The organism is Streptomyces sp. NBRC 110035 (assembly GCF_000829695.1).
In the GTDB taxonomy this organism is placed as follows: domain Bacteria; phylum Actinomycetota; class Actinomycetes; order Streptomycetales; family Streptomycetaceae; genus Streptomyces.
Map to the genome: position 1 here is coordinate 131,825 of NZ_BBNN01000017.1, position 25,675 is coordinate 157,499.

Consider the following 25,675-nt stretch of genomic DNA (forward strand, 5'->3'; position numbering starts at 1 on the left):
GGGAGCCCTGACGTAGACTGACTCGTCGGCTCTTGTGCACCCGCATGCCTGCATCCGCGTCCATGGACGCGGGTCCGCGCCGGGGTGCGCAGCTGAGTCGATCAAGGTAGTCGATTCGAAGGGCGAAGCGTGGCCAAGAAGCAAGGTGCCATCGAGATCGAGGGCACTGTCGTCGAGTCTCTTCCGAACGCCATGTTCAAGGTCGAGCTCCAGAACGGCCACCAGGTCCTGGCGCACATCAGCGGCAAGATGCGTATGCACTACATCCGTATCCTCCCTGACGACCGGGTCGTGGTGGAGCTCTCTCCGTACGACCTGACGCGTGGCCGGATCGTCTACCGGTACAAGTGAGCAAGTAGATCTTGCCCCTCCCCCCGTGATGCGGGTGCGGGGGCACTGAGCCCGGAGAACTTCACATCCCATGAAGGTCAAGCCGAGCGTCAAGAAGATCTGCGACAAGTGCAGGGTGATCCGCCGTCACGGCCGGGTCATGGTCATCTGCGACAACCCGCGCCACAAGCAGCGCCAGGGCTGAACCGCACGACCCACCCTCTGCGACTTTCCGCAGAACTTCGCGCGACGCGAGCAACACACGTTCATACGCAGGACCCGAGCCTCGCGGCTCGACACCCCCGGCTCGGAGGCTGGGGACCCAGTCCGTACCAAATCGCCGAAGCGGGCGAGGCCGGCGGCTGGGAGGCGGTTCTGCGGAAGACCTCCGACAACAAACTGGAGCCATTGAATGGCACGCGTTTCCGGTGTTGACATCCCGCGCGAAAAGCGCGTGGAGATCGCCCTCACCTACGTGTTCGGCATCGGCCGAACCCTTTCGCAGCAGACGCTGGCCGCTGTCGGCGTCGACCCGAACACCCGCGTTCGCGACCTCTCCGAGGAGCAGCTCGTCGCGATCCGCGAGTTCGTCGACAACAACATCAAGACCGAGGGTGACCTCCGTCGTGAGATCCAGGCCGACATCCGCCGCAAGGTCGAGATCGGTACCTACCAGGGTCTGCGTCACCGTCGCGGTCTGCCCGTCCGCGGTCAGCGCACCAGCACCAACGCGCGTACCCGCAAGGGCCCGCGTCGCGCCATCGCCGGCAAGAAGAAGCCGGGCAAGAAGTAGTCCGCAGCGGACACCTGTCCACGGTCTTCGCTGAAGGACCGACCACCTCCCGTAGGAGTTAGTAGATGCCCCCCAAGGGACGTCAGGGCGCTGCCAAGAAGGTGCGCCGCAAGGAAAAGAAGAACGTCGCTCACGGCCACGCGCACATCAAGAGCACGTTCAACAACACGATCATCTCCATCACGGACCCGTCCGGCAACGTGATCTCCTGGGCCTCCGCCGGCCACGTCGGCTTCAAGGGCTCCCGGAAGTCCACGCCGTTCGCCGCGCAGATGGCCGCCGAGTCGGCTGCCCGCCGCGCCCAGGAGCACGGCATGCGCAAGGTCGACGTGTTCGTCAAGGGCCCGGGTTCCGGTCGTGAGACCGCCATCCGTTCGCTCCAGGCGACCGGTCTCGAGGTCGGCTCCATCCAGGACGTCACCCCGACCCCGCACAACGGCTGCCGTCCGCCGAAGCGTCGCCGCGTCTGATCCGCCGGTGTCGGCGGTCGGCCTCCTGCTGGGGGTGCGGGGGTCGTCCCCCGCGGTGTCGCAGCACGGCTGCCGTCCGCCGAAGCGTCGCCGCGTCTGAACCAGCGCCGACGGCGTCGCGTCCGGGGCCTTGACCCGGTGCCACGCAGGCAGTGATTTTTCGGGCGGTACGTTCCGTATACGGGCCGTACCGCCCGTATCCTTGCAGTGCCCGCACTCCTCACCGGGTGCGGTTTCCGTCGGACGTCAAATAGCGGGCGTCCACGAGAGAAGGATCCACACATGCTGATCGCTCAGCGTCCCTCGTTGACCGAAGAGGTCGTCGACGAGTTCCGGTCCCGGTTCGTGATCGAGCCGCTGGAGCCGGGCTTCGGCTACACCCTCGGCAACTCCCTCCGCCGTACCCTCCTGTCGTCGATCCCCGGTGCTGCTGTCACCAGCATCCGCATCGACGGCGTCCTGCACGAGTTCACCACCGTGCCGGGCGTCAAGGAGGACGTCACCGACCTGATCCTCAACATCAAGCAGCTGGTCGTCTCCTCCGAGCACGACGAGCCCGTGGTGATGTACCTGCGCAAGCAGGGCCCGGGTCAGGTCACCGCCGCCGACATCGCGCCCCCGGCCGGTGTCGAGGTGCACAACCCCGACCTCGTCCTCGCCACGCTCAACGGCAAGGGCAAGCTGGAGATGGAGCTGACCGTCGAGCGCGGCCGCGGCTACGTCTCCGCCGTGCAGAACAAGCAGGTGGGCCAGGAGATCGGCCGTATCCCGGTCGACTCCATCTACAGCCCCGTGCTGAAGGTCACGTACAAGGTCGAGGCGACCCGTGTCGAGCAGCGCACCGACTTCGACAAGCTGATCGTCGACGTCGAGACCAAGCAGGCCATGCGTCCGCGTGACGCCATGGCGTCGGCCGGCAAGACCCTGGTCGAGCTGTTCGGTCTGGCCCGCGAGCTCAACATCGACGCCGAGGGCATCGACATGGGCCCGTCCCCGACGGACGCCGCTCTCGCCGCCGATCTGGCACTGCCGATCGAGGAGCTCGAGCTCACCGTCCGCTCGTACAACTGCCTCAAGCGTGAGGGCATCCACTCCGTGGGTGAGCTCGTCGCCCGCTCCGAGGCCGACCTCCTCGACATCCGCAACTTCGGTGCGAAGTCGATCGACGAGGTCAAGGCGAAGCTGGCCGGCATGAGCCTGGCTCTGAAGGACAGCCCGCCCGGATTCGACCCGACCGCTGCCGCGGACGCCTTCGGCGCCGACGACGACGCGGACGCCGGGTTCGTCGAGACCGAGCAGTACTGAGGGCTCGGGACCGACGGTTCCGTTTCGGCTGGTCGCGCCCACGCGACGGAGCCGCACATCGGCACCTCCCCGCGCCCCTGTGGGGCGCGGGGTCTCCGACAGGCAACCGCCTGCTCGGATACTGACCCCGGTACCTGATACGGCCGGGGCAGACACCTAGGAGAGACAGCATGCCGAAGCCCACCAAGGGTGCCCGTATGGGCGGCAGCGCCGCGCACGAGAAGCTGCTCCTCGCGAACCTCGCGAAGTCGCTCTTCGAGCACGGCCGGATCACCACCACCGAGGCGAAGGCGCGCAGGCTGCGTCCGTACGCCGAGCGCCTGGTCACCAAGGCGAAGAAGGGCGACCTTCACAACCGCCGCCAGGTGCTCCAGGTCATCACGGACAAGAGCATCGTGCACACGCTCTTCACCGAGATCGGCCCGCGGTACGAGAACCGGCCGGGTGGCTACACCCGCATCACCAAGATCGGTAACCGCCGTGGCGACAACGCGCCCATGGCCGTCATCGAGCTGGTCGAGGCCCTGACGGTCGCCCAGGAGGCCACCGGTGAGGCCGAGGCCGCGACCAAGCGCGCGGTCAAGGAGGACACCCTCAAGAAGGACGAGGCCGCCGAGGCCCCGGCCGAGGACGCCAAGGCCGACCTGGCCAAGGACGAGGCCGCCGAGGCCCCGGCCGAGGACGCCAAGGACGCCTGAGGCAGTACTGCTTCACGTTGAGCGGGTCCGCCCTGGTGAGGGCGGGCCCGCTTTTTCGTATGCCTGCTGCCCCTCCTGTCTCCTGCCCGATGCCGTGCGCCTGAGAGGATCTGTACGTGAGTGACGAAGTGCAGCCCGGACACGTCCGTATCCGTCTCGATCTCTCCTACGACGGGGCCGGGTTCTCCGGCTGGGCCAAGCAGGCCGGGGGCCGGCGGACCGTGCAGGGGGAGATCGAGGACGCCCTGCGGACCGTCACGCGGTCCGGGGAGACGACGTACGAGCTGACCGTGGCGGGACGGACCGACGCCGGGGTGCACGCCCGCGGCCAGGTGGCCCATGTCGACCTCCCGGCCGAACTGTGGGAGCAGCACCGGGAGAAGCTGCTCAAGCGGCTCGCGGGACGGCTGGCGCGCGATGTGCGCATCTGGTCCCTCGCCGAGGCCCCCGCGGGGTTCAACGCCCGCTTCTCCGCGATCTGGAGGCGTTACGCGTACCGCGTCACCGACCACCCCGGCGGGGTGGACCCGTTGCTGCGGGGCCACGTGCTCTGGCACGACTGGCCCCTGGACGTCGACGCCATGAACGAGGCGGCGGGGGGACTCCTGGGGGAGCACGACTTCGCCGCGTACTGCAAGCGGCGGGAGGGTGCGACGACGATCCGTACGCTCCAGGAGCTGAGCCTGGCGCGCGACGCGGACGGGGTGATCACGGCGACGGTCCGGGCCGACGCCTTCTGCCACAACATGGTGCGCTCGCTGATCGGGGCGCTGCTGTTCGTCGGCGACGGACACCGCGCGCCCGACTGGCCGGGCAAGGTACTGGCGGCGGGCGTACGGGACTCCGCGGTGCACGTCGTGCGTCCGCACGGGCTGACCCTGGAGGAGGTCGGCTATCCGTCCGACGACCTCCTGGCCGCCCGCTCCCGGGAGGCCCGCAACAAGCGTGCGCTGCCGGCACCACCGGCCCGGTGCTGCTGATCCCGGGTCCGGCCCGGCTCTCCGCCCCGCTCCTTGCCCAGTTTCCGGCTCCTTCCTCCGCCCAGGTCGTGAGCAGTCCCGCCAGGGCGTCCACGACCTCCTGGGAGTCGGGTCCCTCGCCGCGGCCGTCCGGGGTGAGTTCCAGGTGCAGGAAGGTGGCGTGGTGCTGCTGTGCGGCCTTGCCCTGCACGTTGGTGGTGCCCTCGAGGGGCAGCGTGCCGACCAGCCGCGGCAGACCCGCAACCCGTCCGTCTCGAGACGGTCGGCGAGGGCGGACGCCTCGCCGGGCGCGCTCTGCGCGGCACCGCTGGAGAGGATCGCGTCGTAGCGCTTCGCGGAGGACTCGGCGAAGCCGTGCAGCTGGATGCCGGGGACTCCGCGCTTCTGCAACTCCACGACGACGGTGTGGAAGGCGCTGTCCTCACGGTGGGCCACATCGGCGACGGCGTTGCCGTCGTCGTCCTGGCCGTCGCCCGCCCGGCGGTGGGCTCCGGCCAGGACGAGCGCACCGCCCGGGTTGTCCTCCAGGAGCCGTACGCCGAGCGCCTCGGTCTCCCGGTCGGCGACGGGGTGCGGCACCTGCGCGTTCCAGCGGACGGCGGAGTCGGCGTTCAGGTACAGCCGCCCCCAGTGCGCGCTCGCGCCCTTGCCCGAGGCCGCGACCTCGTCGTAGCGCCGGCCGGTGGAGGTGTCGGTGAGCCGGGTGACGCGCAGGCCGAGGGGGCGAGGAGTGCACCGGCCTCGCGCGCGTCGTGATCGAGGAGCCGTCCGATGCCGCGGGCGAGCCGGTCGCGCTGGTCGGCGTCGGGGGGCGTGTAGGGACCGTCGCGCTCGAAGGTCTCCGTGTAGGTGAGGACGCGGCTGCGAAGGTCCACCAGTTCCCGCGCTGCTGGAATGGTTTCCTCCGATTCATCCTCGGATTTCGCCTGGCAGCCCGTCATTGTAAGAACAAGTAGCACCAGGGCGATAATTAGAGCGAAACATGACTGTCTCGTAATGGTAATTGGTGTGGGGGATGTACGGACCATGTAAATATGACCAAGTGACACTGCGTAAATCTCTCCCCAAGGTCCGGGTGGCGGCCGCCCTGGTCGCGCTGACCGCTCTCCTGGCGTCGTGCGGTACGGCCGACGGTTCCGTGGAGCCGCAGGCGAAGCCGGGAGGACGCTCCTTCACCGTCGCGGCTGCGGGCGACGTGCTCATCCACCCCGAGATCGTCGAGCAGGCCGCCAAGGACGCGAAGGCGACCGGTGGGGGAGAGGCCGGGCTGGACTTCGGGCCGACGCTCGCCGGGGTGAAGCCCGTCATCAGCAAGGCGGACCTGGCGATCTGTCACATGGAGACCCCGTGGGCGAGCCCGAGGGCCCCTTCGAGGGATATCCCGAGTTCCTGGTCCCGCCGCAGGTCCTGACGTCGCTGAAGGACGTGGGGTACGACACCTGCTCCACGGCCTCCAACCACACGTACGACCACGGGCTGGACGGCGTACGGCGTACGGCGCACGCTGGACGTCATGGACGACCTGGGCCTCGGGCACGCCGGATCGGCGCGGTCGGTCACCCTTCGCGAGGTCAAGGGTGTCCAGGTCGGACATCTCTCCTTCTCCTGGGAGCCGTTCCTGAACCCGACGCCCGAGAAGCAGAAGTGGGCGTTGAACCGGCTCAACACCGAGGAGATCAAGAAGGCCGAGGCCCGTGCCCGGGAAGAGGGTGCCGAGGTGGTGATCCTCTCCGTCCACTGGGGGCTGGAGCACTACAACGAGCCCAGCGTGCCTCAGCTGCAGCTGGCGCAGCGGCTCACCGAGGAGACCGGCGTCGACCTCGTCATCGGGCACCACGCCCACGTCGTCCAGCCGATCCAGAAGGTGAACGGCACCTGGGTCGCCTACAGTCTCGGCAACCAGCTGGCCCGGCACTCCTCCCCGACGGGACTGACCGAGGAGGGGGTCATCGGCTGGTTCGAGTTCCAGGAGACGGCCGAGGGCTGGGACGTCACCGCGCGCTACCGCACCACGCTGGTGGACATTCCGCCGGAGGTGGAGCCCGGCGAGGAGACACCCGACGGCGCCGTACGGGATCTGCGGCTGGTGGACGCCCAGCAGATGCTCGACGAGCCCGGTGACCTGTCCGAGGAGCGGCTCGCCCGCTACCGGCTGGCGCTCGACCGGACCCGCGGTTTCCTCTACAACCGGGGTGCCCCCGGCGGCGACGGCATGGAGCAGCTCTCGCTGGAGAAGTGACCGGCCTCATACCCGAAGCCCGCGCCGGGAACACAACCTTGTCGGCGTTTATCAGTCTATTGAGTGATGACGTCGCACGGTCGCGGTAGTGGTGCGCCGGCGTACGCCCGGCACCCGTGCACAGACCAAGGAAGACCACCGGTGACATCGAGTCGTGTCGCGCCGCCCTCGGCACAGAAGCGCAGCCGCAGACGGGCGGACATGCCGCTGCTCGGCGGCATCCGTCCGCCGATCGCGGTGCTGTGCGCACTGATCCTCGCCCTGGCCGGGCTGACCGCCCAGGTGCTCGGCCCCGGCAGCGACCCGGTCGTACCGAAGGCCGTGCTCTCCTCCCAGCAGCACTACGCGGAGGACGGGGCGATCGCCCTGCGCGCCTCGATCGACGAGCTGGTCACGGACCTGCGGCGCACCGCCACCGCGCTGAACGCCGGGAAGCCGGCCGAGCCGGAGGACGTCCTCTCCGACCTGGGCACCACGTACCAGAAGTGGACCGGCACCACCGTGGTGGACCTGGAGAGCGGGGACGTGCTCGCCGCACGTGGCGAACGCATTTCCACTCGGCTGGCTGGACAAGGACGTTCTCACCGGGGGACACGCCCTCATTCCGCGCATGGTGCGGCTGGAGACCGGTGACGTCCGGCTGATGACGATGGCCCTCCTCGACTGGAAGGGCCGTCCCCAGCAGCTGCTCATCGCCTCCAACAGCCTGTCCGTGCCGCCCATCACACTGGGCCCGTTCCGCACCATGGCCGTGGTCGCGCGGGGCGGCGAAGTGCTCGCCACGGCAGGCTTCGAGCGGTCCGAGGCGCTCAACTCGGACCAGGAGCGCAAGGAACTCGAGTTCCTCCAGAAGCAGATGAGCGACCTGTCCGGCCGGGCGGCCGAGCGGACCGAGGACCATCCCGTCACCGCCAAGGAGCCCGGTTCCCGCGGCTACCCCGGCATCAGCGGGTCCGTGACCGGAGGGGAGCACAACGGCCGTGTCGTCACCGGCGGCTACGCCTCCCTGGCCTCCTCCGACCCCGAGGAGAAGGACAGCGTCGCGGCGGGCCTCGGACTCACGGTCGTGGCCATGCTGCCCGTGGTCGCCGAGCAGAGCGGTGCCACGGGCCGCGAGCTGTACGGACTCATCGCGGCCGGTGCCCCGGTGGTGCTCGGCCTGCTGGCCGCGGCGGTGCTGTGGGCGCGGGTGCAGCGTCCCCTGCTGCGGCTGTTCCTGGAGTCCCGCCGGCTCGCCCGCGGTGACCTGACCCGTCTTGTCGGTACCTTCCGATGCGGCCGAGGCCGCCCGCATCGGCTCCGCCCTGGAGCGGCTGCGGGGACAGCTCGGCGGCCCGGGCGGCCCGGGCGGCCCCGACGGCGGAAAGGGCACCAAGCGCGGCGGCAGGGCCCGGTTCGGCATCCGGGCGCAGCTCGCGGTGACCGCCGTACTGCTGCTCCTGTGGTGCGTGCCGGTCGGCCTGCTCCTGAACCGCACCGACGACTCGGTCGGCGTGCCCGCCCCCATGGTCAACGACCAGCGCGACCGCACCGGCCTGGTGTCCGACCGCGTCCGCCGGGCGCTCAACGAGGCCCAGGCGGACCTGGTCTCCACCTCCCGTCTCGTCGACGTGGCCGACCGGGCCGCCACCGAGAAGGTGCTCGAGGACGCCCTGCGCCGGCACACCCGGTACGCGGCGCTGTACGTCGTCGAAGCGGGTGGTGAGGTCGCCGCCCGCGCCGGCGGCGACCCGCACGACTGGAGCGACGAGAAGGATCTGCCGTTGGTCCGGATCTCCGGGGAGGGCGGCAGGAAGCCGGTGCTCCAGGCCGGCGCGCCCTTGCCGGAACAGGAGGGCGTCACACTGGCCGGCGAGGTGCGGGTCGAGTTCCTCAACTCGCTGCTGAAGCGTCCCGGCCTCGGTGAGGTCCGTGTGGCGGACGCGAAGAGCCGGACCCTCGCCGCCAGTGACGGCTTCCTCGCCTTCGAGGAACTGCCCCGCGAGGCCCTGACCGACCTGGTCCGGGCGGGCAGCGTGCAGGTCGGCGCCGGACCCGTCGAGAACGGGCTCCTCGTCCGCGACGGCGACACCATCACCGTCGCGGCCGCGGCTCCCTTCAGCGGCGGCGGTGTCGCCGCCGACATCGGCTGGACCGTGGTCAGCTGGCAGAACGCCGACCGCTTCCAGATCACCGCGTACGAGCAGGAGGACCGCAGCGTACTCGCGGGCCTGCTCGGACTCGCCGCGATCGTGGTCTGCCTGGGCTGGGTGCACCTGGTGGTCGCCCGGCCCCTGCGCGCCCTCGCCACCAGCGCCGAGAAGCTGGCCGACGGCGACCTCAAGGCGGTGCTCTACCCCACGTACCACGACGAGGTGGGAGCGGTCGTCCGCAGCCTCGAACTGATCCGCCAGCAGCTCCGGACCCGCCGGCAGCAGCAGACCCGCCGCCCCGCCGACCCCCGACCCGGTGAGCCCCGGCTCGGCGCCGGAGGAAGGTGACCCGCCGTGCTCTACCTCTACTTCGCGCTGCTGATCTGCTGCCTGCTTCTCTTCGTCGCGGGTGTCGTCGAGCAGCGCCGGCACCACGCCGCCCTGCACTCCATACCGTCCCGGGTGCTCGTCAACGGCATCCGCGGCAAGTCCTCCATCACCCGGCTGTGCGCCGGCGCCCTGCGCGGAGGTGACCTGACCACCGTCGCCAAGACGACCGGCACGGCCGCCCGGTTCATCCACCCGGACGCGACCGAGGAGCCGGTCTACGGCAAGTTCGGCATCGCCAACGTGGTGGAACAGATCGGTATCGTCCGCCGGGCCGCCGCGTACCGGCCGGACGCGCTCGTCATCGAGTGCATGGCGGTCATGCCGGCGCTGCAGGAGGTCAACCAGAGCAAGCTGATCCGCTCGACGATCGGTGTGCTGTGCAACGTCCGTGAGGACCACCTCGCCGAGATGGGTCCCACGCTCGACGACGTGGCCCGTTCGCTGTGCCGCTCGATGCCCCAGGACGGCATCTGCGTCACCGCCGAGAAGGATCGTTTCGACATCCTCCAGGAGGAGGCCGACGCCCGGAACTGCAAGCTGATCTACGCGGACCCCGAGATCGTCACCGACGAGGAGCTGCGGGGCTTCAGCTGGTTCACGTTCAAGGAGAACGTCGCGATCGCCCTGGTCGTGGCCGAGCTGCTCGGCGTGGAACGCGAGGTCGCCCTGCAGGGCATGTACGACGCCCCGCCGGACCCGGGTGTGCTCTCCGTGGAGAAGTACGTGACCGAGGAGAACAAGCGGCTGTCCTTCGCCAACGTCTTCGCGGCCAACGACCCCGAGTCGACGCTGATGAACATCAACCAGCTGCTCGACCTCGGCGCCATCCGCCGCCCGCTGAACGTGGTGATCAACTGCCGCCCGGACCGGGTGGAGCGCAACGGGCATATGGGCGAGATCATCCCCGACCTCCAGCCGGACCACGTCTTCGTCATCGGGCATCCCGCCAAGAGCGCCATCGACGCCATTCCCGCCGAGTGGCGGGACCGCGCGGTCGACCTGGGCGGCGAACGCCGGGACGCCCACGCGTTCATGACGGAACTGCTCGGCCGCATGTCCGACGGCTCCTCGCTCGTCGCCATCGGCAACATCCACGGCCAGGGCGAGGAACTGCTGGAGTACCTGGCCGAACTCCCCGCGGACGAGACGCCCGACGCGGACCAGCCGGCCGGCCCGGCGCAGCAGACCGGCCCGGGACCGGCGGCCCGGGGCCCGGCCGCCGTTCCGGCGCAGCAAGTGCCCCGCCTGGACCCGTTCGCCGCCTACCCGACGGCGTACGAGGAGCGCTACCGGGCAGATCGCGGCGGTCCTCACCGACGGGTCGCGCACCGCGACGCTGACCGGGAAGGCCCGCACCTTCCAGGAGCCGGCAGCCACCAAGTCCAAGGTGTCGACCCGGGACTGGGTCCGGCTCATGCCCGAGGCGTGGGAGAAGGGTGCGGAGAAGGAGCAGTGGTTCAAGGACTGGTACGCGGAGAACAAGGACAGCGAGGAGGACGACCTCTTCGCGTTCGCCTTCCAGTACGTGGCCGGCGCTCCGGACAAGAAGGACGAGCAGGGCACGCTCTACGCCGGTGACGCCGGCTTCGGCCCACTGAACACCAGCGGCGCGGAAGGCGGTGACCTGCGCCTGGAACAGTCCGACTTCTACGACTTCCTCGGTGTCCCATACCCGTTCAGGGACGGTGTCGTCGGGGCGCCGGAGACCATGCGGGCCAGGGCCCTGGACTGCTCCGGCTTCATCCGCATGGTGCTCGGCCACCGTGCCCGCTACCCGCTGATGTCCTCGGACGGCTCCTCCGGCGACGGGCTGCCGCGCACCGCCAACGGCATGGCCCGTTCCAAGGTGGGCGCCGACGTGCTCCCGCTCACCGGAGTGGCCGCGGAGGACCGGCCCGCCAACGTCGACCAGCTGCAGCCCGGCGACCTCGTCTTCTTCAAGCTCGACGCGCGGGCCAAGGACCGGCTGGACCACGTGGGCATGGTGCTCGGCTACGACACCGAGGGCCACCTGATCTTCGTCTCCAGCCGTGAGGAGATCAACGGCCCGGCCATCGGCGACGTCGGCGGCGTCTCCCGGCTGGACGGCAACGGCTACTACGCGAAGACGCTGCGCAGCGCGAAGCGGTTGTGAGGCACCGGGGGAACGAGGCACGGAAGAACCGGGCCGGTCCCCGGGCCCGGCCCGCGGTGGCCGGGGTGGGCGAAGGAGCTCGTCCGGTCGTCGTCACCCGTTCGCGGCGGCCGAGGCCTGGGCCTCGCCGCGGCGGCGGATCTGGCGGAAGGTGAACTCGGCGAGGTCGTCGCCGGTGGAGAAGACGGCCTTGTCCTGCTCGGTCACGTTCTTGGCGTCGGTGAAGCCGGACAGGGTGAAGTAGGCGTAACGGCCGTAGGAGTTGGTGGTCGAGCGGCAGACCGCGCCGTCGCAGAACCCCTTGACGCCGCCGCCCGCGAGGGACTTGACGATGCTCCTGGCGTCGGCCTGCTGCTTGGCCTTGACCGCCTGGGCCTCGGTGTCGAAGACGGCCACGCCCACCGTCACCGCGATGTCGTCCTTGGTGTAGGTGACCCGGAGCAGGCGACTGCACTCGTTGTCGGTGAGGACCTTGGGCAGCGTGGCCTTCGCGGCCGAGGCGCAGTCGCGGGTGTCGGCCGTCGGGCCCTTCTTGTACACGGTGTCGCCCATGGTGAGCTGCGTGCCCGGGAAGAGGACGTCGGGAGCCAGCGGCGCCCGGTCCTTCTGCACGCTGGAGACGAAGTCCTTCGGGTCCAGCGGCGGCGGCGCGCTCGTCGGGGCGAACGACGGGACCGTGCCGGTGGCGCTGGGCAGGCCGGCGGTCGCCGGCAGCTGGGAGGACGAGGGGGCGGAGGCCTGGTCGCCGCCGTTCACCGAGACGACGGCCACCGCCACGGCCGTGCCTATCGCGACGGTCGCGATCGCGCCGCCGCCGATGAACAGCAGCCGCCGTCGCTTGTGGCGTGTCTCGGACGCGTCGGCGAGCGCGGCCCAGTCCGGTCCCTGGCCGCTGCCGCTTGCGCCCCCGCTGGTCCAGGGCTGCTGAGACTGTGGTTTCCAGGGATCCCACTGCGAAGGAGGTCCCCCCTGCCCGTAACTCATGGGGCGCATCTTAGACGGGGAGCGGGGTGCGCCGGTCCGCTCCAACGCCGCCCGGTGCCCCCGCCGTTGCCGCCGTCACCACCGCACCGGCGGGCAAAGGGGACAACTCGGGATGATTGGTGCGGGTGGCGCGCGGGAGGTCTCGGCGAACGGGAGAGGGCCGGGAGATGGCGGACCCCTGTAGAGTTGGTGTAGCCCACATCCGGCGGACTCGTTTTGACCCGTCCGGCCGAGCGTGGGTATTCTGCATGTTCGTTATGTGTATTGGCTTGCTCATTCTCACGTGAGGGGCCCTTACACCGGTCCGCCGGGCCGATGACCAGCGACCAGCACGCGGTTTGCGTCACCGCAGTGCGGTCAGGGCTGTCGTGATCGTCTTCGGTGGCCATGTCAGGACCACTCACTGAAGAAGCGAAGGCTACGAACCGTGCGTACGTACAGCCCCAAGCCCGGCGATGTGACGCGCCAGTGGCACGTCATCGACGCTCAGGACGTCGTCCTGGGTCGTCTGGCCACCACTGCGGCCTCCATCCTGCGCGGCAAGCACAAGCCGATCTACGCCCCTCACGTCGACACCGGTGACTTCGTCGTCATCATCAACGCCGACAAGGTGCACCTCTCCGGCAACAAGCGGACCCAGAAGATGGCGTACCGCCACTCGGGCTACCCGGGCGGTCTGCGCTCCGTCCGCTACGACGAGCTGCTGGCGAAGAACCCCGAGAAGGCCGTCGAGAAGGCCGTCAAGGGCATGCTCCCCAAGAACACCCTGGGCCGTCAGATGCTGTCGAAGCTGAAGGTCTACTCGGGCGACCAGCACCCGCACGCTGCGCAGCAGCCGGTGCCGTTCGAGATCACCCAGGTCGCGCAGTAATTCCGGCCACCCCCTAGGACTGAAGAGAATCTGAGGAGCATCGTGGCCGAGACCACTGCCGAGCAGCCGCTCGAAGAGACCGACATCGACATCGACAGCTACACCACCGAGTCCGAGGTGCCCGTCGAGGGCGAGTACACCTCGGAGTCCATGGCGTCCCGCTTCGGCGACCCGCAGCCGGCCGCCGGCCTGGGCCGTCGCAAGAACGCCATCGCCCGTGTCCGGATCGTCCCGGGCACCGGCAAGTGGAAGATCAACGGCCGCACCCTCGAGGACTACTTCCCGAACAAGGTGCACCAGCAGGAGGTCAACGAGCCCTTCAAGGTGCTCGAGCTCGAGGGCCGCTACGACGTCATCGCCCGCATCGCGGGTGGCGGTGTCTCCGGTCAGGCCGGTGCGCTCCGTCTCGGTGTCGCCCGTGCGCTGAACGAGGCGGACGTCGACAACAACCGCGGCGCGCTCAAGAAGGCCGGCTTCCTCCGCCGCGACGACCGTGCGGTCGAGCGCAAGAAGGCCGGTCTGAAGAAGGCCCGCAAGGCCCCGCAGTACAGCAAGCGCTGATTGCAGCTGCCCCTGCACGTACTCCGAACGCCCCGGCGGCACGCCACAGTGCCGTCGGGGCGTTCGTTTTCTCACTGTTGCGGGCGTATAACGGCACAAGGTGCTCGACGGCTCATCCGATCGGATGGCCGGGGAGTGCTTGCCTCGGGATGCGGGAGCCGCCCATGCATCGCGACCTTCGAACACCGCACACGCACCCATGGGCCGCGGGCCCGGGGAGTCGTGCACGGTGCCCGGTGCCCCGCATCGATACTGACGCTTCTCAGGAGGACAAGTGGGACGACTCTTCGGCACGGACGGTGTGCGCGGTGTCGCCAACGTGGACCTGACGGCCGAGATGGCGCTGGGCCTCTCCGTGGCCGCCGCGCACGTACTGGCCGAGGCGGGCACGTTCGAGGGGCATCGGCCGACCGCCGTGGTCGGACGTGATCCGCGGGCCTCCGGGGAGTTCCTGGAGGCCGCGGTGGTCGCCGGGCTGGCCAGCGCCGGCGTGGACGTGCTGCGGGTCGGCGTGCTGCCGACGCCCGCCGTGGCGCATCTGACCGGGGCGCTCGGCGCCGATCTCGGCGTGATGCTGTCCGCGAGCCACAACGCCATGCCCGACAACGGCATCAAGTTCTTCGCGCGCGGCGGCCACAAGCTCGCCGACGAGCTGGAGGACCGGATCGAGTCCGTGTACGAGGAGCACCGCACCGGCGCCCCCTGGGACCGTCCGACCGGCGCGGGCGTGGGCCGCGTGCGGGACCACGAGGAAGGGCTCGATACGTACGTCGCCCACCTCGTCGGCGTGCTGCCGAACCGGCTGGACGGCCTGCGGGTCGTCCTCGACGAGGCGCACGGCGCCGCCTCCCGGGTCTCGCCGGAGGCGTTCACGAGGGCCGGGGCCGAGATCGTCACCATCGGTGCCCAGCCGGACGGGCTCAACATCAACGACGGCTGCGGCTCGACCCACCTGGAGCAGCTGAAGGCCGCGGTCGTCGAGCACGGGGCCGCCCTCGGTATCGCGCACGACGGCGACGCCGACCGCTGTCTGGCGGTCGACCACACCGGTGAAGAGGTGGACGGGGACCAGATCCTCGCCGTGCTCGCGCTGGCGATGCGGGAGCGTTCCGCGCTGCGCTCCGACACCGTCGTCGCGACCGTGATGTCCAACCTCGGGTTCAAGCTCGCCATGGAGCGCGAGGGCATCCACTTCGTGCAGACCGCCGTCGGCGACCGGTACGTCCTGGAGCAGATGAAGCAGCAGGGCTACGCCCTCGGCGGCGAGCAGTCCGGCCACGTCATCGTCCTCGACCACGCCACGACCGGCGACGGCACGCTCACCGGGCTGCTGCTGGCCGCGCGCGTCGCCGAGACGGGGCGTTCGCTGCGCGAGCTGGCGTCGGTGATGGAGCGGCTGCCGCAGGTGCTCATCAACGTGCCCGACGTGGACCGGAGCCGGGTGAAGACCTCCGGGGAACTCGCGGCGGCCGTGACGGAGGCCGAGCGCGAGCTGGGCGGGACCGGCCGCGTGCTGCTGCGCCCCTCGGGCACCGAGCCGCTGGTCCGCGTGATGGTGGAGGCCGCCGACATCGACCAGGCCCGCTCGGTCGCGGAACGCCTGGCGGACGTGGTGAAGTCGGCGCTGGGCTGACCGGTGCGGGCGGGCGTGTGCGGGGCGGGCGGGGTGCGGGGCGGCTGATCGCCCCGCACCCGGGTCACGACCGGCGCTCCGCGCCCGAGGTCAGAGTTTGCGCAGGCTGAGGCGCTGGACCGTGTGGTCCGGGCCCTTGCGCAGGACGAGGGTGGCCCGGCCGCGGGTGGGGGCGATGTTCTCCACCAGGTTGGGCCGGTTGATCGTCCGCCACATGGTGCCGGCGTAGTCGAGGGCCTCCTCCTCCGAGACCTGGGTGTACTTGCGGAAGTACGAGGAGGGGTCCTGGAAGGCGGTCGCGCGCAGCTTGCGGAAGCGGTTGAGGTACCAGCGCTCGATGTCCTCGGCGCGGGCGTCCACGTACACGCTGAAGTCGAAGTAGTCGGCGAGTCCGACCCGGGTGCGCCCGTCCTTGCCGGGGAGCGCGGGCTGCAGGACGTTGAGCCCTTCGACGATCAGGATGTCCGGGCGGCGCACGGTGAGCCGTTCGCCCGGGACGATGTCGTAGATGAGGTGGGAGTAGACCGGGGCCGTCACCTCGTCCTTGCCGGCCTTGATGTCGGCGACGAAACGGGTGAGCGCGCGGCGGTCGTACGACTCGGGGAACCCTTTCCTCGACATCAGGCCGCGCGCCTGGAGCTCCGCGGTGGGCAGCAGGAAGCCGTCCGTGGTGACGAGCTCGACGCGCGGGTGCTCGGGCCAGCGCGACAGCAGGGCCTGGAGCAGCCGGGCGACCGTGGACTTCCCGACGGCGACGGAACCGGCGACCCCTATCACGAAGGGTGTGCCGGACTGCGAGCCCTGCTCGCCGAGGAAGGTGTTCAGCGCGCCGCGGAGCCCGTCGGTGGCGCCGACGTAGAGGTTGAGCAGCCGGGACAGTGGCAGGTAGATGTCCCGCACCTCGTCGAGGTCGATGACGTCACCGAGCCCGCGCAGCCGCTCCACCTCGTCGGCGGACAGCGGCAGCGGCGTCTTGTGGCGCAGCGCGCTCCACTCCGCACGGGTGAGGTCGAGGTAGGGAGTCGCCTCCGGCCGCTGCCGGTGGGCGCTCCGGGAAGTCGAGGAGACCGGAGAGATCACAGTCCATTGTTAACGGAGTTCGAACGGGATGGTTCGTGGGCTGTGTCACGTGATGGGCAGGAAGGGAGCGAAGCCGAGGGAGGATGAGGGAAGTTGTCGGAATGTGCACGCCCCGTGTCCGACTTTTCGTTGCATGGCGTTTAGCATTTCGTAGCGGCTCGGGCCGCCGTCGTGTCCACCAGTCGCAGCCGGGGAGTGCCGTGTGAAGCGCATCCTGATCCGTTCCGGGAAGAGCCCGCTCCGCGTGGCCACGCCGACGGAGTTCATCCACCAGGATCTGATCGGGACCAACACGGGCAATCTGCTCTTCAGTGACTCGGCCCACAAGATGCTGTCCGCGCCGGACACCGAGGTCGTCTCGAACGGCATCCGCACCGACCCGTCCGCCCGGCGCGCGGCCGAGATCAACGAACAGTACGACGTCTTCGTCGTGCCGCTCGCGAACGCCTTCCGCCGCTCCTTCCAGGCGTCCCTGGACCGGCTGTCGACCCTGGTGGAGCAGCTCACCATCCCCGTGGTCGTCTTCGGCGTGGGCGCCCAGACCGGGGCCGACTACGACGCCGGGGAGCTGAAGCCGATCGAGGCGTCGGTGAGACGGTTCGTCTCCGCCGTCCTGGACCGGTCCGCGTCGATCGGCGTCCGCGGCGAGCTCACCGCCCGCTACCTCACCGACATGGGATTCCCCGCCGACCGCGTCGACATCATCGGCTGCCCCTCCATGTTCCTGTACGGGGACACCTTTCCGGCCGTTCGCGCCGTCGAGCTGACCGCGGCCTCGCGTATCGCCCTCAACCTCTCCCCGGACGCCGTCCCCGTGGGGGACATCGCCGGTCTGGCCCGTACCGCCTGGGAGCGGTACCCCCACCTGCTCTACTACGCGCAGAACCTCGTCGACGCGGAACTGCTGCTCTGGGGCGACCTCACGCCGGAGACCGGCGTCGAGGACCCGTTCCCGCTCCAGCTCAGCCACGATCTGCTGCGTGAGAACAAGGTGCGCATGCCGCTGGACCCGGCGGCCTGGATCGACGAGCTGCGCGGCCACGACTTCGCCTACGGCACCCGGATCCACGGCAACATCGCCGCCCTGCTGGCCGGTACGCCGAGCGTCGTGCTCACCCACGACTCGCGGACCCTCGAACTGTGCCGTTACTTCGACATCCCGCACGTTCCGATCGACTCGCTGTCCGCGGACACCGACCCGCGTGACCTGTACGAGTACGCCGACTACTCGGCGATGACCAAGTACCACGGTGAACGGTTCGAGCGGATCACCGCCTTCCTCGACCGCAACGACCTGCGGAACACCTACTCCCACGGCGACGGCGGCGCCGCGTTCGACGCCCGGCTCGCCGCCCTGGGCCTGCCCGCGTCGATGCCGGTCTGGGACGGCTCGGACGACGGCCACATGCGCTACCGGGTCAGCCGACTGCGGGAGCGGATCGCCGTCGCCAACACCCGGATCGACAAGCGCGTCCGGGAGAACAAGGAACTGCGCACCCGGCTGGCCGCCGCCGAGGAACGGGCGGACGAGAACAGCCTGCGGCTCGCCGCCGCGCAGAAGGAACTGGCGGCCACCCACAAGCGCCTCGCCGCCCTGGAGCGGCGTATCGGCGGCATCGAGAAGCGCGCCATGGTCCGGATCGGCCCCGCCGTCCGCCGCCGGGTGCGCCGCCTCTCCAAGCCCGGCGAGAAGGGCTGACCGGGCGGAACGGGCGGAACCGGCCGGGCGGAACGGGTCTGCCGGAACGGGCCGGGCCGGGCGGTGGGTGCGCGAGGCAAGATCACGCGGTAGTCACCGTTGCCCCACGGATGATCTTCTGAAGATCATTTCATGAGGGAGCTGTGTCTATATTGCGCGCAACGCGTTGCGGATCCCGCCGCGCCTTCGAAGAAAGATTTCCCCCGTGAGAACCACCGCCGTCCGCCGCACCGCTCTCGCCGCCTCCGCCACCGCGCTCGCCCTGCTCGTCACCGCCTGCGGCGGCTCCGACGACAGCGGCAGCGACAGCGGAAAGGGCGACGAGGGCAAGGCCGGCTCCTCCGCCTCCGCCGCGCCCGCGGCCAAGGCGCTGACCGCGGCCGAGCTGGAGAAGGTCGCGCTGGTGCAGGCGGACGTGGAGGACGGCAAGATGGTCACCAAGCTGCCCGCAGGGGACGACATCGCCGCCGACGCGGTCGAGGTGAAGGGCGAGGCCTGCCAGCCGCTCGCCCACATCCAGGCCGGTGTCCCGGTGGGCTCGCCCGCCGCCACCGTCAAGCGGTCCTGGACCGGTGAGCCGGAGAAGCCTGCCGAGGGCGCCGACCTGGAGGAGTCCCTGACCGCGGGCCTCGACGTGGACAAGGTCCTGATCACCCTCGCCTCCTACGAGAACGGCGCCGCCGAGCAGGTCGTCAAGGACGTCGAAGCCGCCGTGGAGAAGTGTGCCGAGGGCTTCGCCTACACCACCGACGGCGAGAGCGGCGAGTACGTGAAGGCCGTCAGGGCCGAAGGGCCGAAGGGCGCCGACGAGTCGCTCACGGTCGCCCTGACCATGTCCGCCGCAGGGTCCGAGGCCCCCGTGAACATCGTCGTCGCGCGCACCGGCTCCACCGTCGCCGCCTGCTCGGCGATCAACCTTGCCGCGCTGGCCGCCGGCGAGGAGGCCCCCTTCCCGACACAGATCTCCGACGCCCAGCTCGCCCAGCTCGGCTGACACGCCCCTCCGTTCCCACCGGTGCGTCGCGCACCGGTGGGAATTTCCGATTCCGGGCACGCGGCGGCCCTTTCCGGTGCCTGACGGATCGTAGGCTGCCGGGCATGTGCGGAATCGTGGGATACGTGGGGCCACAGTCGGCGCTGGACGTCGTGACGGCCGGACTGAAACGCCTGGAGTACCGGGGCTACGACTCGGCGGGCGTGGCCGTCCTCGCGGACGGCGGGCTCGCCACGGCGAAACGGGCCGGGAAACTCGTCAACCTGGAGAAGGAACTGGCCGCCCGGCCGCTCCCCACCGGGGCGACCGGAATCGGCCACACCCGCTGGGCCACGCACGGCGGCCCCACCGACGCCAACGCCCACCCGCATCTCGACAACGCGGGCCGGGTCGCCGTCGTCCACAACGGCATCATCGAGAACTTCGCCGAACTGCGGTCCGAACTGGCCGGGCGCGACCACGACCTGACCTCCGAGACGGACACCGAGGTCGTCGCCCACCTGCTCGCCGAGGAGTTCTCCTCCTGCGCGGACCTCGCCGAGGCGATGCGCCTCGTCTGCAAGCGCCTGCTCGGCGCCTTCACCCTGGTCGCCGTCCACGCGGACGCGCCGGACGTGGTCGTCGGCGCGCGCCGCAACTCGCCGCTCGTGGTGGGTGTCGGCGAGGGCGAGTCGTTCCTCGCCTCGGACGCCGCCGCGTTCATCGACCACACGCGCTCCGCGATCGAACTGGGCCAGGACCAGGTGGTCGAACTGCGCCGCGACGCGGTCACGGTCACCGGCTTCGACGGCGCGCCCGCGGACGTCCGTACGTACCACGTCGACTGGGACGCGTCGGCCGCCGAGAAGGGCGGCTACGCCTCCTTCATGCTCAAGGAGATCGCCGAGCAGCCCCGGGCGGTCGCCGACACCCTGCTCGGCCGCATCGACGGCTCCGGCGCCCTGTCCCTCGACGAGGTACGCCTCCCGCCGGAGGCGCTGCGGGAGGCCGACAAGGTCGTCATCGTCGCCTGCGGCACCGCCTTCCACGCCGGGATGATCGCCCGGTACGCCATCGAGCACTGGACGAGGATCCCCTGCGAGGTGGAGCTGGCGAGCGAGTTCCGCTACCGCGACCCGATCCTCGACCAGCAGACCCTCGTCATCGCCGTCTCCCAGTCCGGCGAGACCATGGACACCCTGATGGCCCTGCGGCACGCGCGTGAACAGGGCGCCCGCGTCCTGGCCATCTGCAACACCAACGGCTCGACCATCCCCCGCGAGTCCGACGCCGTCCTCTACACCCACGCCGGCCCCGAGGTGGCCGTCGCCTCGACCAAGGCCTTCCTGACCCAGCTGGTCGCCTGCTACCTGGTCGCCCTGTACCTCGCACAGGTCCGCGGCGCGAAGTACGGCGACGAGATCCGCGCGGTCGTGAGGGACCTGTCCTCCATCACCCGGTCGGTGGAACGCGTCCTGGAGACCATGGAGCCCGTCCGGGAGCTCGCCCGCACCCTCGCCCACAAGGACACCGTGCTGTTCCTGGGCCGGCACGTCGGCTATCCGGTCGCCCTGGAGGGCGCGCTCAAGCTCAAGGAACTCGCCTACATGCACGCGGAGGGCTTCGCCGCGGGCGAGCTGAAGCACGGCCCGATCGCCCTGATCGAGGACGACCTGCCGGTCGTCGTGGTCGTCCCCTCACCACGCGGCCGCTCCGTCCTCCACGACAAGATCGTCTCCAACATCCAGGAGATCCGCGCCCGCGGCGCCCGCACCATCGTCATCGCCGAGGAGGGCGACGACGAGGTCGCCCCGTACGCCGACCACCTCATCCACGTCCCGGCCACCCCCACACTGCTGCAGCCGCTGGTGACGACGGTGCCGTTGCAGGTCTTCGCCTGCGAGCTGGCGACGGTCCGCGGCAACGAGGTGGACCAGCCCCGCAACCTGGCGAAGTCGGTCACGGTGGAGTGAGTCCGCAGCCCGCAGGGTAAAGCGGTGGTCGCCTCCAGCGGGCAGAGCCAGGGCACGCATGGCCGATTGGAGACACTCCCTGGCTCGGATTCGGCCTTGACCCGGGTCCACGACGACTGGTCCGCTTACTGGCAGTGACCATTCGACATCGGGGGCCGAGTGTTCCGTATGCAGCCACCTGCGTTACGACCGCTTGATCGTTGCCGGAGACCGGCAGCAGCTCGTACTGCGTGCCATCGGCGGTTGTGTTCCGCCCCTACGGAGCCGCGGGCATGAGGATGAGGCGTGGAGCGGCGATCGGAGCTGTCGCCGGCGGTGGTGCGGCCACCACGATGCTGGTGGGCCTGGTCACCAACGCGGTGTCGGAGCAGTCGCAGTGGCCCTCCTGGCTGGGCTGGCTGCAACAGCACCCATGGCTGTCGTTCACCGCCTCTTGCGTCCGCGCTCCTGGCCGAGGACGGCGCCGGGAATCTCGTGGGCCTCGCCGCCTACTCGTTCCTCTGGCCGGCGGCAGGCTCCTCCCACTCCCTCTTCCTCAAGGAGCTCTACGTCAGCGACACCATCCGCCGGCAGGGCGTCGGCGCCCGGTTCATGGCCGAACTCCGTGCCCTGGCAGAGGCCCGTCCGGGGTGCAGCCGAGTCGAGTGGATGACGGACCGGGACAACCCGGACGCCCGTGCTTTCTGCAAGTCCTTGGGGTTCGACGAGTTCGGCGGGAAGATTGTCTACCGTGTGGACTCAGGCCCGGCGTGACCTGAATGACAGCCCTTGAGGGGCGCCGCCACTCTTGAGCGCGCCGACGAAGGCGGTGAAGACTCCGGTGGGGACGGTGAGAGTGGCCCGCCCCGGGTCCTTCGAGTCACGGATGGCCATGCATGTGGGCTGGACTGAGATCTCCACGCAGGAGTCGCCGTCTCCGGGGCCTGAGTAGGTCGACTTCCGCCAGTTGTTGGCAGTGCCCATGGAGTGCCTCACAACTCCTTCCGTAACTTGTGGATGAGATCACCCGACCGCACGGGGTCGAGCGACACGTCCATCACCTTACGGAAGAACGTTCGAAAAGCATTCAGCTGGGCCTCGGAATCGATAAATGCGGCGCCTTGGGGTGCGTCACGCACGACAGTGTCCGGCTTGGGCACGGCCCCTCCTGCGTATGTCATGGCGCTTGCGGCCCCTGCGAATCTCTCCAGATCGAACGGGGTGACCCGTACGGTGATGTGATTCGCTTCGGTCAGCGACAGGAGAGCGGAGAGCTGATCGCGTGAAGCGGCGCGCTCACCGACCATGATGCGCAGTGCGGCCTCGTGGATGACGGCCTCGTACGGGGTGGGGGCGGCGCCTTCCAGGATGGTCCTCCGTTCCGTCCGGTGGCGGACACGCAACTCAATCTCTTCATGAGGAAGTTGCGGAACCCTCTAACTGAAGACGGCGCGAGCGTAGTTCTCTGTTTGAAGAGGGCCGGGAATGTAGAGGAACTGGACCTCACGCAGGAATGTGGCGTGGTGTTCGAGTTCGGCGAGGTCGAGGAACGGCGTGGGCAGGTGGCCTCGGTGCTCCTCCCACCAGCCGTGTGTTCGGTCCGTCGCCATCTTGACCAGTGAGGAGATCAACTCCTCGTCCGAGCAGGAGTAGTGGGCTGCGAGGCGTCGCAACCGTTCCTCGCTCACGCCGGCGATACCGGACTCGATCTGACTCATCTGAACGGAGTTGACGCCGAGCAGGCTTGCCGCCTCGGTCGCCTCGAGTCCCGCGGCCTCCCGCAGCTTGCGCAGTTCGATGCCCAGGCGGGCCTGGCGTGCCGTGGGTTGCCGTCTGGGCGGCATGGCTTTCTCCAACGGCTCTGGGCGGGCGACTCGTTCGGGGCGGATTACGCGACGGACCTGCCGAGTAATAAATTTATGACATACCGTCGGTGACGCGACGCGCACACTTCGGAGTCGCCGGGTCCCGGAAGTGCGCTGCTCCGTCCTGCCGGGGCGGCCGCGGCAGCGCCGCCGCCCGGACGCGTGGCGCATCTGTCCCACTCCCTCTTCTCCGACAGGAGTCACGCATGCCCGAAAACGAGTCCTGGGAGTACTCCCGCTGCATTCCGAACGACCCGCGGGCCGTCACCGTGAGCCGGCGTACCTGCGGATCGTCCTCACGATGCACGGGCTGACCCGGTGCGTGGACGTCGCCGAGCTGCTCGCGACGGAGCTGGTCGCCAATGCCGTGCGGCACACGAAGGGGCCCGCTGCGCTGCGGGTGAGGTGGGCGGCGGGGGTGCTGCGGATCGGGGCGTGGGACACCGATCCCGAGCCGCCCGAACCGCCTGGGCCTTTCGACCGGGTCGGAGGCGTTGAGCTGGAGGAAGGGCGTGGGCTGGCGCTCGCCAGGGAGGGCGATCGGGGCAAGTACGTGTGGTGCGAGCTGTCGGCCGTTCCCGCATGAGCGTGTGACCGGGCCCGCCGTCCGGCGTCGCCGTAAAGTGCTCGGCATGAGCATCATCGGGGTCGGGATCGACGTGGCCGAGATCGAGCGGTTCGCGGCGTCGCTGGAGCGGACGCCGGGTCTCGCGCGGCGGCTGTTCGTGGAGAGCGAGCTGCTGCTGGCCGGCGGCGAGCGGCGGGGGGTCGCCTCGCTGGCCGCGCGGTTCGCCGCCAAGGAGGCGCTGGCCAAGGCGCTCGGTGCGCCCGGCGGGCTGTACTGGACCGATGCCGAGGTGTACTGCGAGGACAGCGGGCAGCCGCGGTTGCGGGTGAAGGGGACCGTGGCGGCGCGGGCCGAGGAACTGGGGGTGCGGTCGTGGCACGTCTCGCTCAGCCATGACGCCGGGGTGGCCTCGGCGGTCGTCGTCGCCGAAGGGTGACGGACATGGGCCGGCCGGGTCTGCTGGGGTTTCCCGGGGTCGGGGAGGTCGGAGGGCGGCTGCCGGTGTGGGGAGAGGTGCTTCTCGCCGCCGCCGCCCTGCTCGTCGTGGTGTTCACAGTCGTGAGAAGGGTGCGGATGGCCCGGCGGGCGGGGCGCGGGCGGCGGCGCCGGTGACCGGCCGGGCGTGCGGGGCTTCGCCTTCGCCTTCGCCGGCCGGTCACCTTGTCGTCGCCGGTTCCGTCAGCAGATGGACTGGCTGCTGTTGACCAGCCTGTTGTTGCGGAACGTGGTGTTCTCGCCGCAGGGGCTCTCGCGGATCGAGGAGTTGGTCACCGTCAGGTTCTGCACGGTGATGTCCCGGTTGTTCGCGAACTCCGTGCGCGCCGCCAGCCTGATCTCGCCGCCGCCCGTGACCGTGCCGCTCTGGGCGGCGAGGCTGACGTTGTAGCAGTTCTCGATCAGGATCGCGTTGTTGCCCGTGTGGGACAGGCTGATCCGGTCGATCGTCGCGCCGCCGCTCTCCGAGACGCAGAACACGCCGCGTCCGCCGCCCCGCGCGACGACCTCGCCGACGCGGATGTTGGTCGGGTACGAACTGCCGACCCGCCCGTTGCGGTTGGCCATGCGGAACGCGGCGTAACCGGTGCCGGTGCCCACGTTCTCCGCGTCCACCCTGCCGACCGTGGCGTTGACGGTCTGGTTGAGGAGGAGACCGGACTCGCCGACGTTGCGGGCCGTCACCGTGCCGACGGTCAGGCCGTCGACCCCGTACGTCTCGACGGCGTGGCTGGACGCGCCGGACACGTAGACGTTGTCGATGCGGACGTTCCTCGTCCACTGGCTGGTGTCGCCGCGGTTGTCGATGCGGACGCCGAGGCCGCGCGAGAGGCGCATGTCGATCTGGCCCAGGACCACGTTCTGCACGTTGCGCAGGAAGATGCCGTACAGCGGGGTCCCGGTGACGCTGAGGTTCTGGACCTCGACGTCCCGCGTGCCGCGGGAGTAGACCGGGGCCTGGTCGCCGGAGCCGCTGCCCGTGACGTTGATCGTGCCGCACACGTCCAGAACCGTGTAGCTCGGCAGCGAGATGCGCGAACCGGCGGAGATCGAGCCCGAGCCGCGCACCACCACCCGTTCCTTGGAGGTGCGGCCCGAGGACAGGCTGCTGACCGCCGACTGGACGGCCGCGCGCATGTCGGTACCGGTGTAGACGACGCTGCTGCCGCGCCGGGAGGTCCAGGTGCTGCCGCTCTGCACGGCCTCGGCCTGGTAGGAGCCGTCACCGCAGGCCGCGGCCCGGACGGGGGCCTCCTGGACGACGGGAGCGGGGGCGGGTGCGGGTGCGGCGGTGGCGGGGGCCGTCAGCGCGCCCGCGGTGGTGAGGAGTGCGGTGGCGCCGGCTGCGGCGAGGAGTGCGGCTCTGCGTCCCATGGGGTCTCTGCTTCCTCTTCCTCTGGCTCTTCTCGTCGCGTCGAACCGATTCGACTGAATCGATTCACGCGGTGGGGGGTGGTGAGTGTGGCGAGGGGGCGGCACGTCGTCAATGGCTGCGACCGGGGGACGGGCTCCGACAACTTTCG

Annotated in this window: 22 protein-coding genes and 4 pseudogenes; 21 read left to right on the forward strand and 5 right to left on the reverse strand. The window is 70.0% G+C overall.

Features of this window, described 5'->3' with window-relative positions; all coding sequences use genetic code 11:
* Nucleotides 1-129 precede the first annotated feature (129 nt).
* The 12 genes and pseudogenes from infA to TU30_RS36915 all read left to right on the forward strand — a co-directional run bounded on the left by infA (nucleotide 130) and on the right by TU30_RS36915 (nucleotide 11,471).
* The gene (gene infA / locus TU30_RS05170; protein ID WP_003948620.1) at nucleotides 130-351 is read left to right on the forward strand and encodes a translation initiation factor IF-1; all 222 of its coding nucleotides are present in this window, start codon (nucleotides 130-132) and stop codon (nucleotides 349-351) included.
* A gap of 70 nt (nucleotides 352-421) precedes the next feature.
* Nucleotides 422-535 carry a 50S ribosomal protein L36 gene (rpmJ, locus tag TU30_RS05175; RefSeq protein ID WP_003974245.1) on the forward strand — a complete coding sequence of 38 codons (114 nt, stop codon included), beginning with the start codon at nucleotides 422-424 and terminating at the stop codon, nucleotides 533-535.
* A gap of 207 nt (nucleotides 536-742) precedes the next feature.
* Nucleotides 743-1,123, forward strand: coding sequence for a 30S ribosomal protein S13 (gene rpsM / locus TU30_RS05180; protein WP_031041520.1), 381 nt, complete (start codon nucleotides 743-745; stop codon nucleotides 1,121-1,123).
* A 65-nt stretch (nucleotides 1,124-1,188) separates the two neighbouring features.
* Nucleotides 1,189-1,593 (forward strand): 30S ribosomal protein S11, encoded by a 405-nt coding sequence (gene rpsK, locus TU30_RS05185; protein ID WP_042165126.1) that lies wholly within the window; start codon nucleotides 1,189-1,191, stop codon nucleotides 1,591-1,593.
* Nucleotides 1,594-1,875: 282 nt separating this feature from the next.
* Nucleotides 1,876-2,898 carry a DNA-directed RNA polymerase subunit alpha gene (locus TU30_RS05190; protein WP_042165128.1) on the forward strand — a complete coding sequence of 341 codons (1,023 nt, stop codon included), beginning with the start codon at nucleotides 1,876-1,878 and terminating at the stop codon, nucleotides 2,896-2,898.
* A 170-nt stretch (nucleotides 2,899-3,068) separates the two neighbouring features.
* The gene (gene rplQ, locus TU30_RS05195; protein ID WP_042165130.1) at nucleotides 3,069-3,596 is read left to right on the forward strand and encodes a 50S ribosomal protein L17; all 528 of its coding nucleotides are present in this window, start codon (nucleotides 3,069-3,071) and stop codon (nucleotides 3,594-3,596) included.
* Between the two features lie 116 nt (nucleotides 3,597-3,712).
* Entirely contained in the window at nucleotides 3,713-4,576 is an 864-nt protein-coding gene (gene truA, locus TU30_RS05200) for a tRNA pseudouridine(38-40) synthase TruA (RefSeq protein WP_042165132.1), read from the forward strand.
* Between the two features lie 354 nt (nucleotides 4,577-4,930).
* Nucleotides 4,931-5,332, forward strand: a complete 402-nt coding sequence (locus tag TU30_RS38210; RefSeq protein WP_042165134.1) for a hypothetical protein — start codon at nucleotides 4,931-4,933, stop codon at nucleotides 5,330-5,332.
* A 259-nt stretch (nucleotides 5,333-5,591) separates the two neighbouring features.
* Nucleotides 5,592-6,815, forward strand: a pseudogene (locus TU30_RS05210) (CapA family protein).
* 201 nt (nucleotides 6,816-7,016) lie between these two features.
* Nucleotides 7,017-9,295, forward strand: a pseudogene (locus tag TU30_RS05215) (HAMP domain-containing protein).
* A 6-nt stretch (nucleotides 9,296-9,301) separates the two neighbouring features.
* Complete coding sequence (pgsB, locus tag TU30_RS05220; protein ID WP_234307782.1) at nucleotides 9,302-10,915, forward strand: poly-gamma-glutamate synthase PgsB; 1,614 nt, start codon at nucleotides 9,302-9,304, stop codon at nucleotides 10,913-10,915.
* A gap of 130 nt (nucleotides 10,916-11,045) precedes the next feature.
* On the forward strand, nucleotides 11,046-11,471 hold the full coding sequence (locus TU30_RS36915; protein ID WP_267889327.1) for an NlpC/P60 family protein: 426 nt from the start codon (nucleotides 11,046-11,048) through the stop codon (nucleotides 11,469-11,471).
* Between the two features lie 93 nt (nucleotides 11,472-11,564).
* Here the strand turns inward: TU30_RS36915 and TU30_RS05230 are convergent, their stop codons facing one another.
* Nucleotides 11,565-12,455: a hypothetical protein gene (locus TU30_RS05230; protein ID WP_042165136.1), complete on the reverse strand. Its 891-nt coding sequence runs from the start codon at nucleotides 12,453-12,455 to the stop codon at nucleotides 11,565-11,567.
* A 427-nt stretch (nucleotides 12,456-12,882) separates the two neighbouring features.
* On the opposite strand from TU30_RS05230, the gene rplM reads away from it, so the two are divergent.
* The 3 genes from rplM to glmM all read left to right on the forward strand — a co-directional run bounded on the left by rplM (nucleotide 12,883) and on the right by glmM (nucleotide 15,520).
* Nucleotides 12,883-13,326, forward strand: a complete 444-nt coding sequence (gene rplM, locus TU30_RS05235) for a 50S ribosomal protein L13 (RefSeq protein WP_042165138.1) — start codon at nucleotides 12,883-12,885, stop codon at nucleotides 13,324-13,326.
* Between the two features lie 42 nt (nucleotides 13,327-13,368).
* Nucleotides 13,369-13,887 (forward strand): 30S ribosomal protein S9, encoded by a 519-nt coding sequence (gene rpsI / locus TU30_RS05240; RefSeq protein ID WP_042165139.1) that lies wholly within the window; start codon nucleotides 13,369-13,371, stop codon nucleotides 13,885-13,887.
* Nucleotides 13,888-14,161: 274 nt separating this feature from the next.
* Nucleotides 14,162-15,520, forward strand: coding sequence for a phosphoglucosamine mutase (glmM, locus tag TU30_RS05245; protein WP_042165141.1), 1,359 nt, complete (start codon nucleotides 14,162-14,164; stop codon nucleotides 15,518-15,520).
* A gap of 90 nt (nucleotides 15,521-15,610) precedes the next feature.
* Here the strand turns inward: glmM and coaA are convergent, their stop codons facing one another.
* Nucleotides 15,611-16,600, reverse strand: a complete 990-nt coding sequence (gene coaA / locus TU30_RS05250; RefSeq protein ID WP_042165144.1) for a type I pantothenate kinase — start codon at nucleotides 16,598-16,600, stop codon at nucleotides 15,611-15,613.
* A 202-nt stretch (nucleotides 16,601-16,802) separates the two neighbouring features.
* On the opposite strand from coaA, the gene TU30_RS05255 reads away from it, so the two are divergent.
* The 4 genes from TU30_RS05255 to TU30_RS38215 all read left to right on the forward strand — a co-directional run bounded on the left by TU30_RS05255 (nucleotide 16,803) and on the right by TU30_RS38215 (nucleotide 21,998).
* Complete coding sequence (locus TU30_RS05255) at nucleotides 16,803-18,299, forward strand: polysaccharide pyruvyl transferase family protein (protein WP_042165146.1); 1,497 nt, start codon at nucleotides 16,803-16,805, stop codon at nucleotides 18,297-18,299.
* Between the two features lie 205 nt (nucleotides 18,300-18,504).
* Nucleotides 18,505-19,293: a hypothetical protein gene (locus tag TU30_RS05260; RefSeq protein WP_042165148.1), complete on the forward strand. Its 789-nt coding sequence runs from the start codon at nucleotides 18,505-18,507 to the stop codon at nucleotides 19,291-19,293.
* A 104-nt stretch (nucleotides 19,294-19,397) separates the two neighbouring features.
* Nucleotides 19,398-21,245, forward strand: a complete 1,848-nt coding sequence (glmS, locus tag TU30_RS05265; protein ID WP_042165151.1) for a glutamine--fructose-6-phosphate transaminase (isomerizing) — start codon at nucleotides 19,398-19,400, stop codon at nucleotides 21,243-21,245.
* Nucleotides 21,246-21,719: 474 nt separating this feature from the next.
* Nucleotides 21,720-21,998: a GNAT family N-acetyltransferase gene (locus TU30_RS38215; RefSeq protein WP_370626556.1), complete on the forward strand. Its 279-nt coding sequence runs from the start codon at nucleotides 21,720-21,722 to the stop codon at nucleotides 21,996-21,998.
* Here TU30_RS38215 and TU30_RS05275 read toward each other — a convergent pair.
* The gene (locus TU30_RS05275; RefSeq protein ID WP_042165596.1) at nucleotides 21,984-22,208 is read right to left on the reverse strand and encodes a DUF397 domain-containing protein; all 225 of its coding nucleotides are present in this window, start codon (nucleotides 22,206-22,208) and stop codon (nucleotides 21,984-21,986) included. The genes TU30_RS38215 and TU30_RS05275 overlap by 15 nt on opposite strands.
* Before the next feature lie 8 nt (nucleotides 22,209-22,216).
* A pseudogene (locus tag TU30_RS05280) lies at nucleotides 22,217-23,068 on the reverse strand (helix-turn-helix domain-containing protein).
* A gap of 227 nt (nucleotides 23,069-23,295) precedes the next feature.
* On the opposite strand from TU30_RS05280, the pseudogene TU30_RS05285 reads away from it, so the two are divergent.
* Together TU30_RS05285 and TU30_RS05290 are read left to right on the forward strand one after the other, a co-directional pair.
* Nucleotides 23,296-23,675, forward strand: a pseudogene (locus tag TU30_RS05285) (ATP-binding protein).
* Between the two features lie 46 nt (nucleotides 23,676-23,721).
* Nucleotides 23,722-24,093 carry a holo-ACP synthase gene (locus tag TU30_RS05290; RefSeq protein ID WP_042165154.1) on the forward strand — a complete coding sequence of 124 codons (372 nt, stop codon included), beginning with the start codon at nucleotides 23,722-23,724 and terminating at the stop codon, nucleotides 24,091-24,093.
* A gap of 242 nt (nucleotides 24,094-24,335) precedes the next feature.
* Here TU30_RS05290 and TU30_RS05300 read toward each other — a convergent pair whose 3' ends face one another.
* Nucleotides 24,336-25,526, reverse strand: coding sequence for a hypothetical protein (locus TU30_RS05300; protein WP_107068372.1), 1,191 nt, complete (start codon nucleotides 25,524-25,526; stop codon nucleotides 24,336-24,338).
* Nucleotides 25,527-25,675 lie beyond the last annotated feature (149 nt).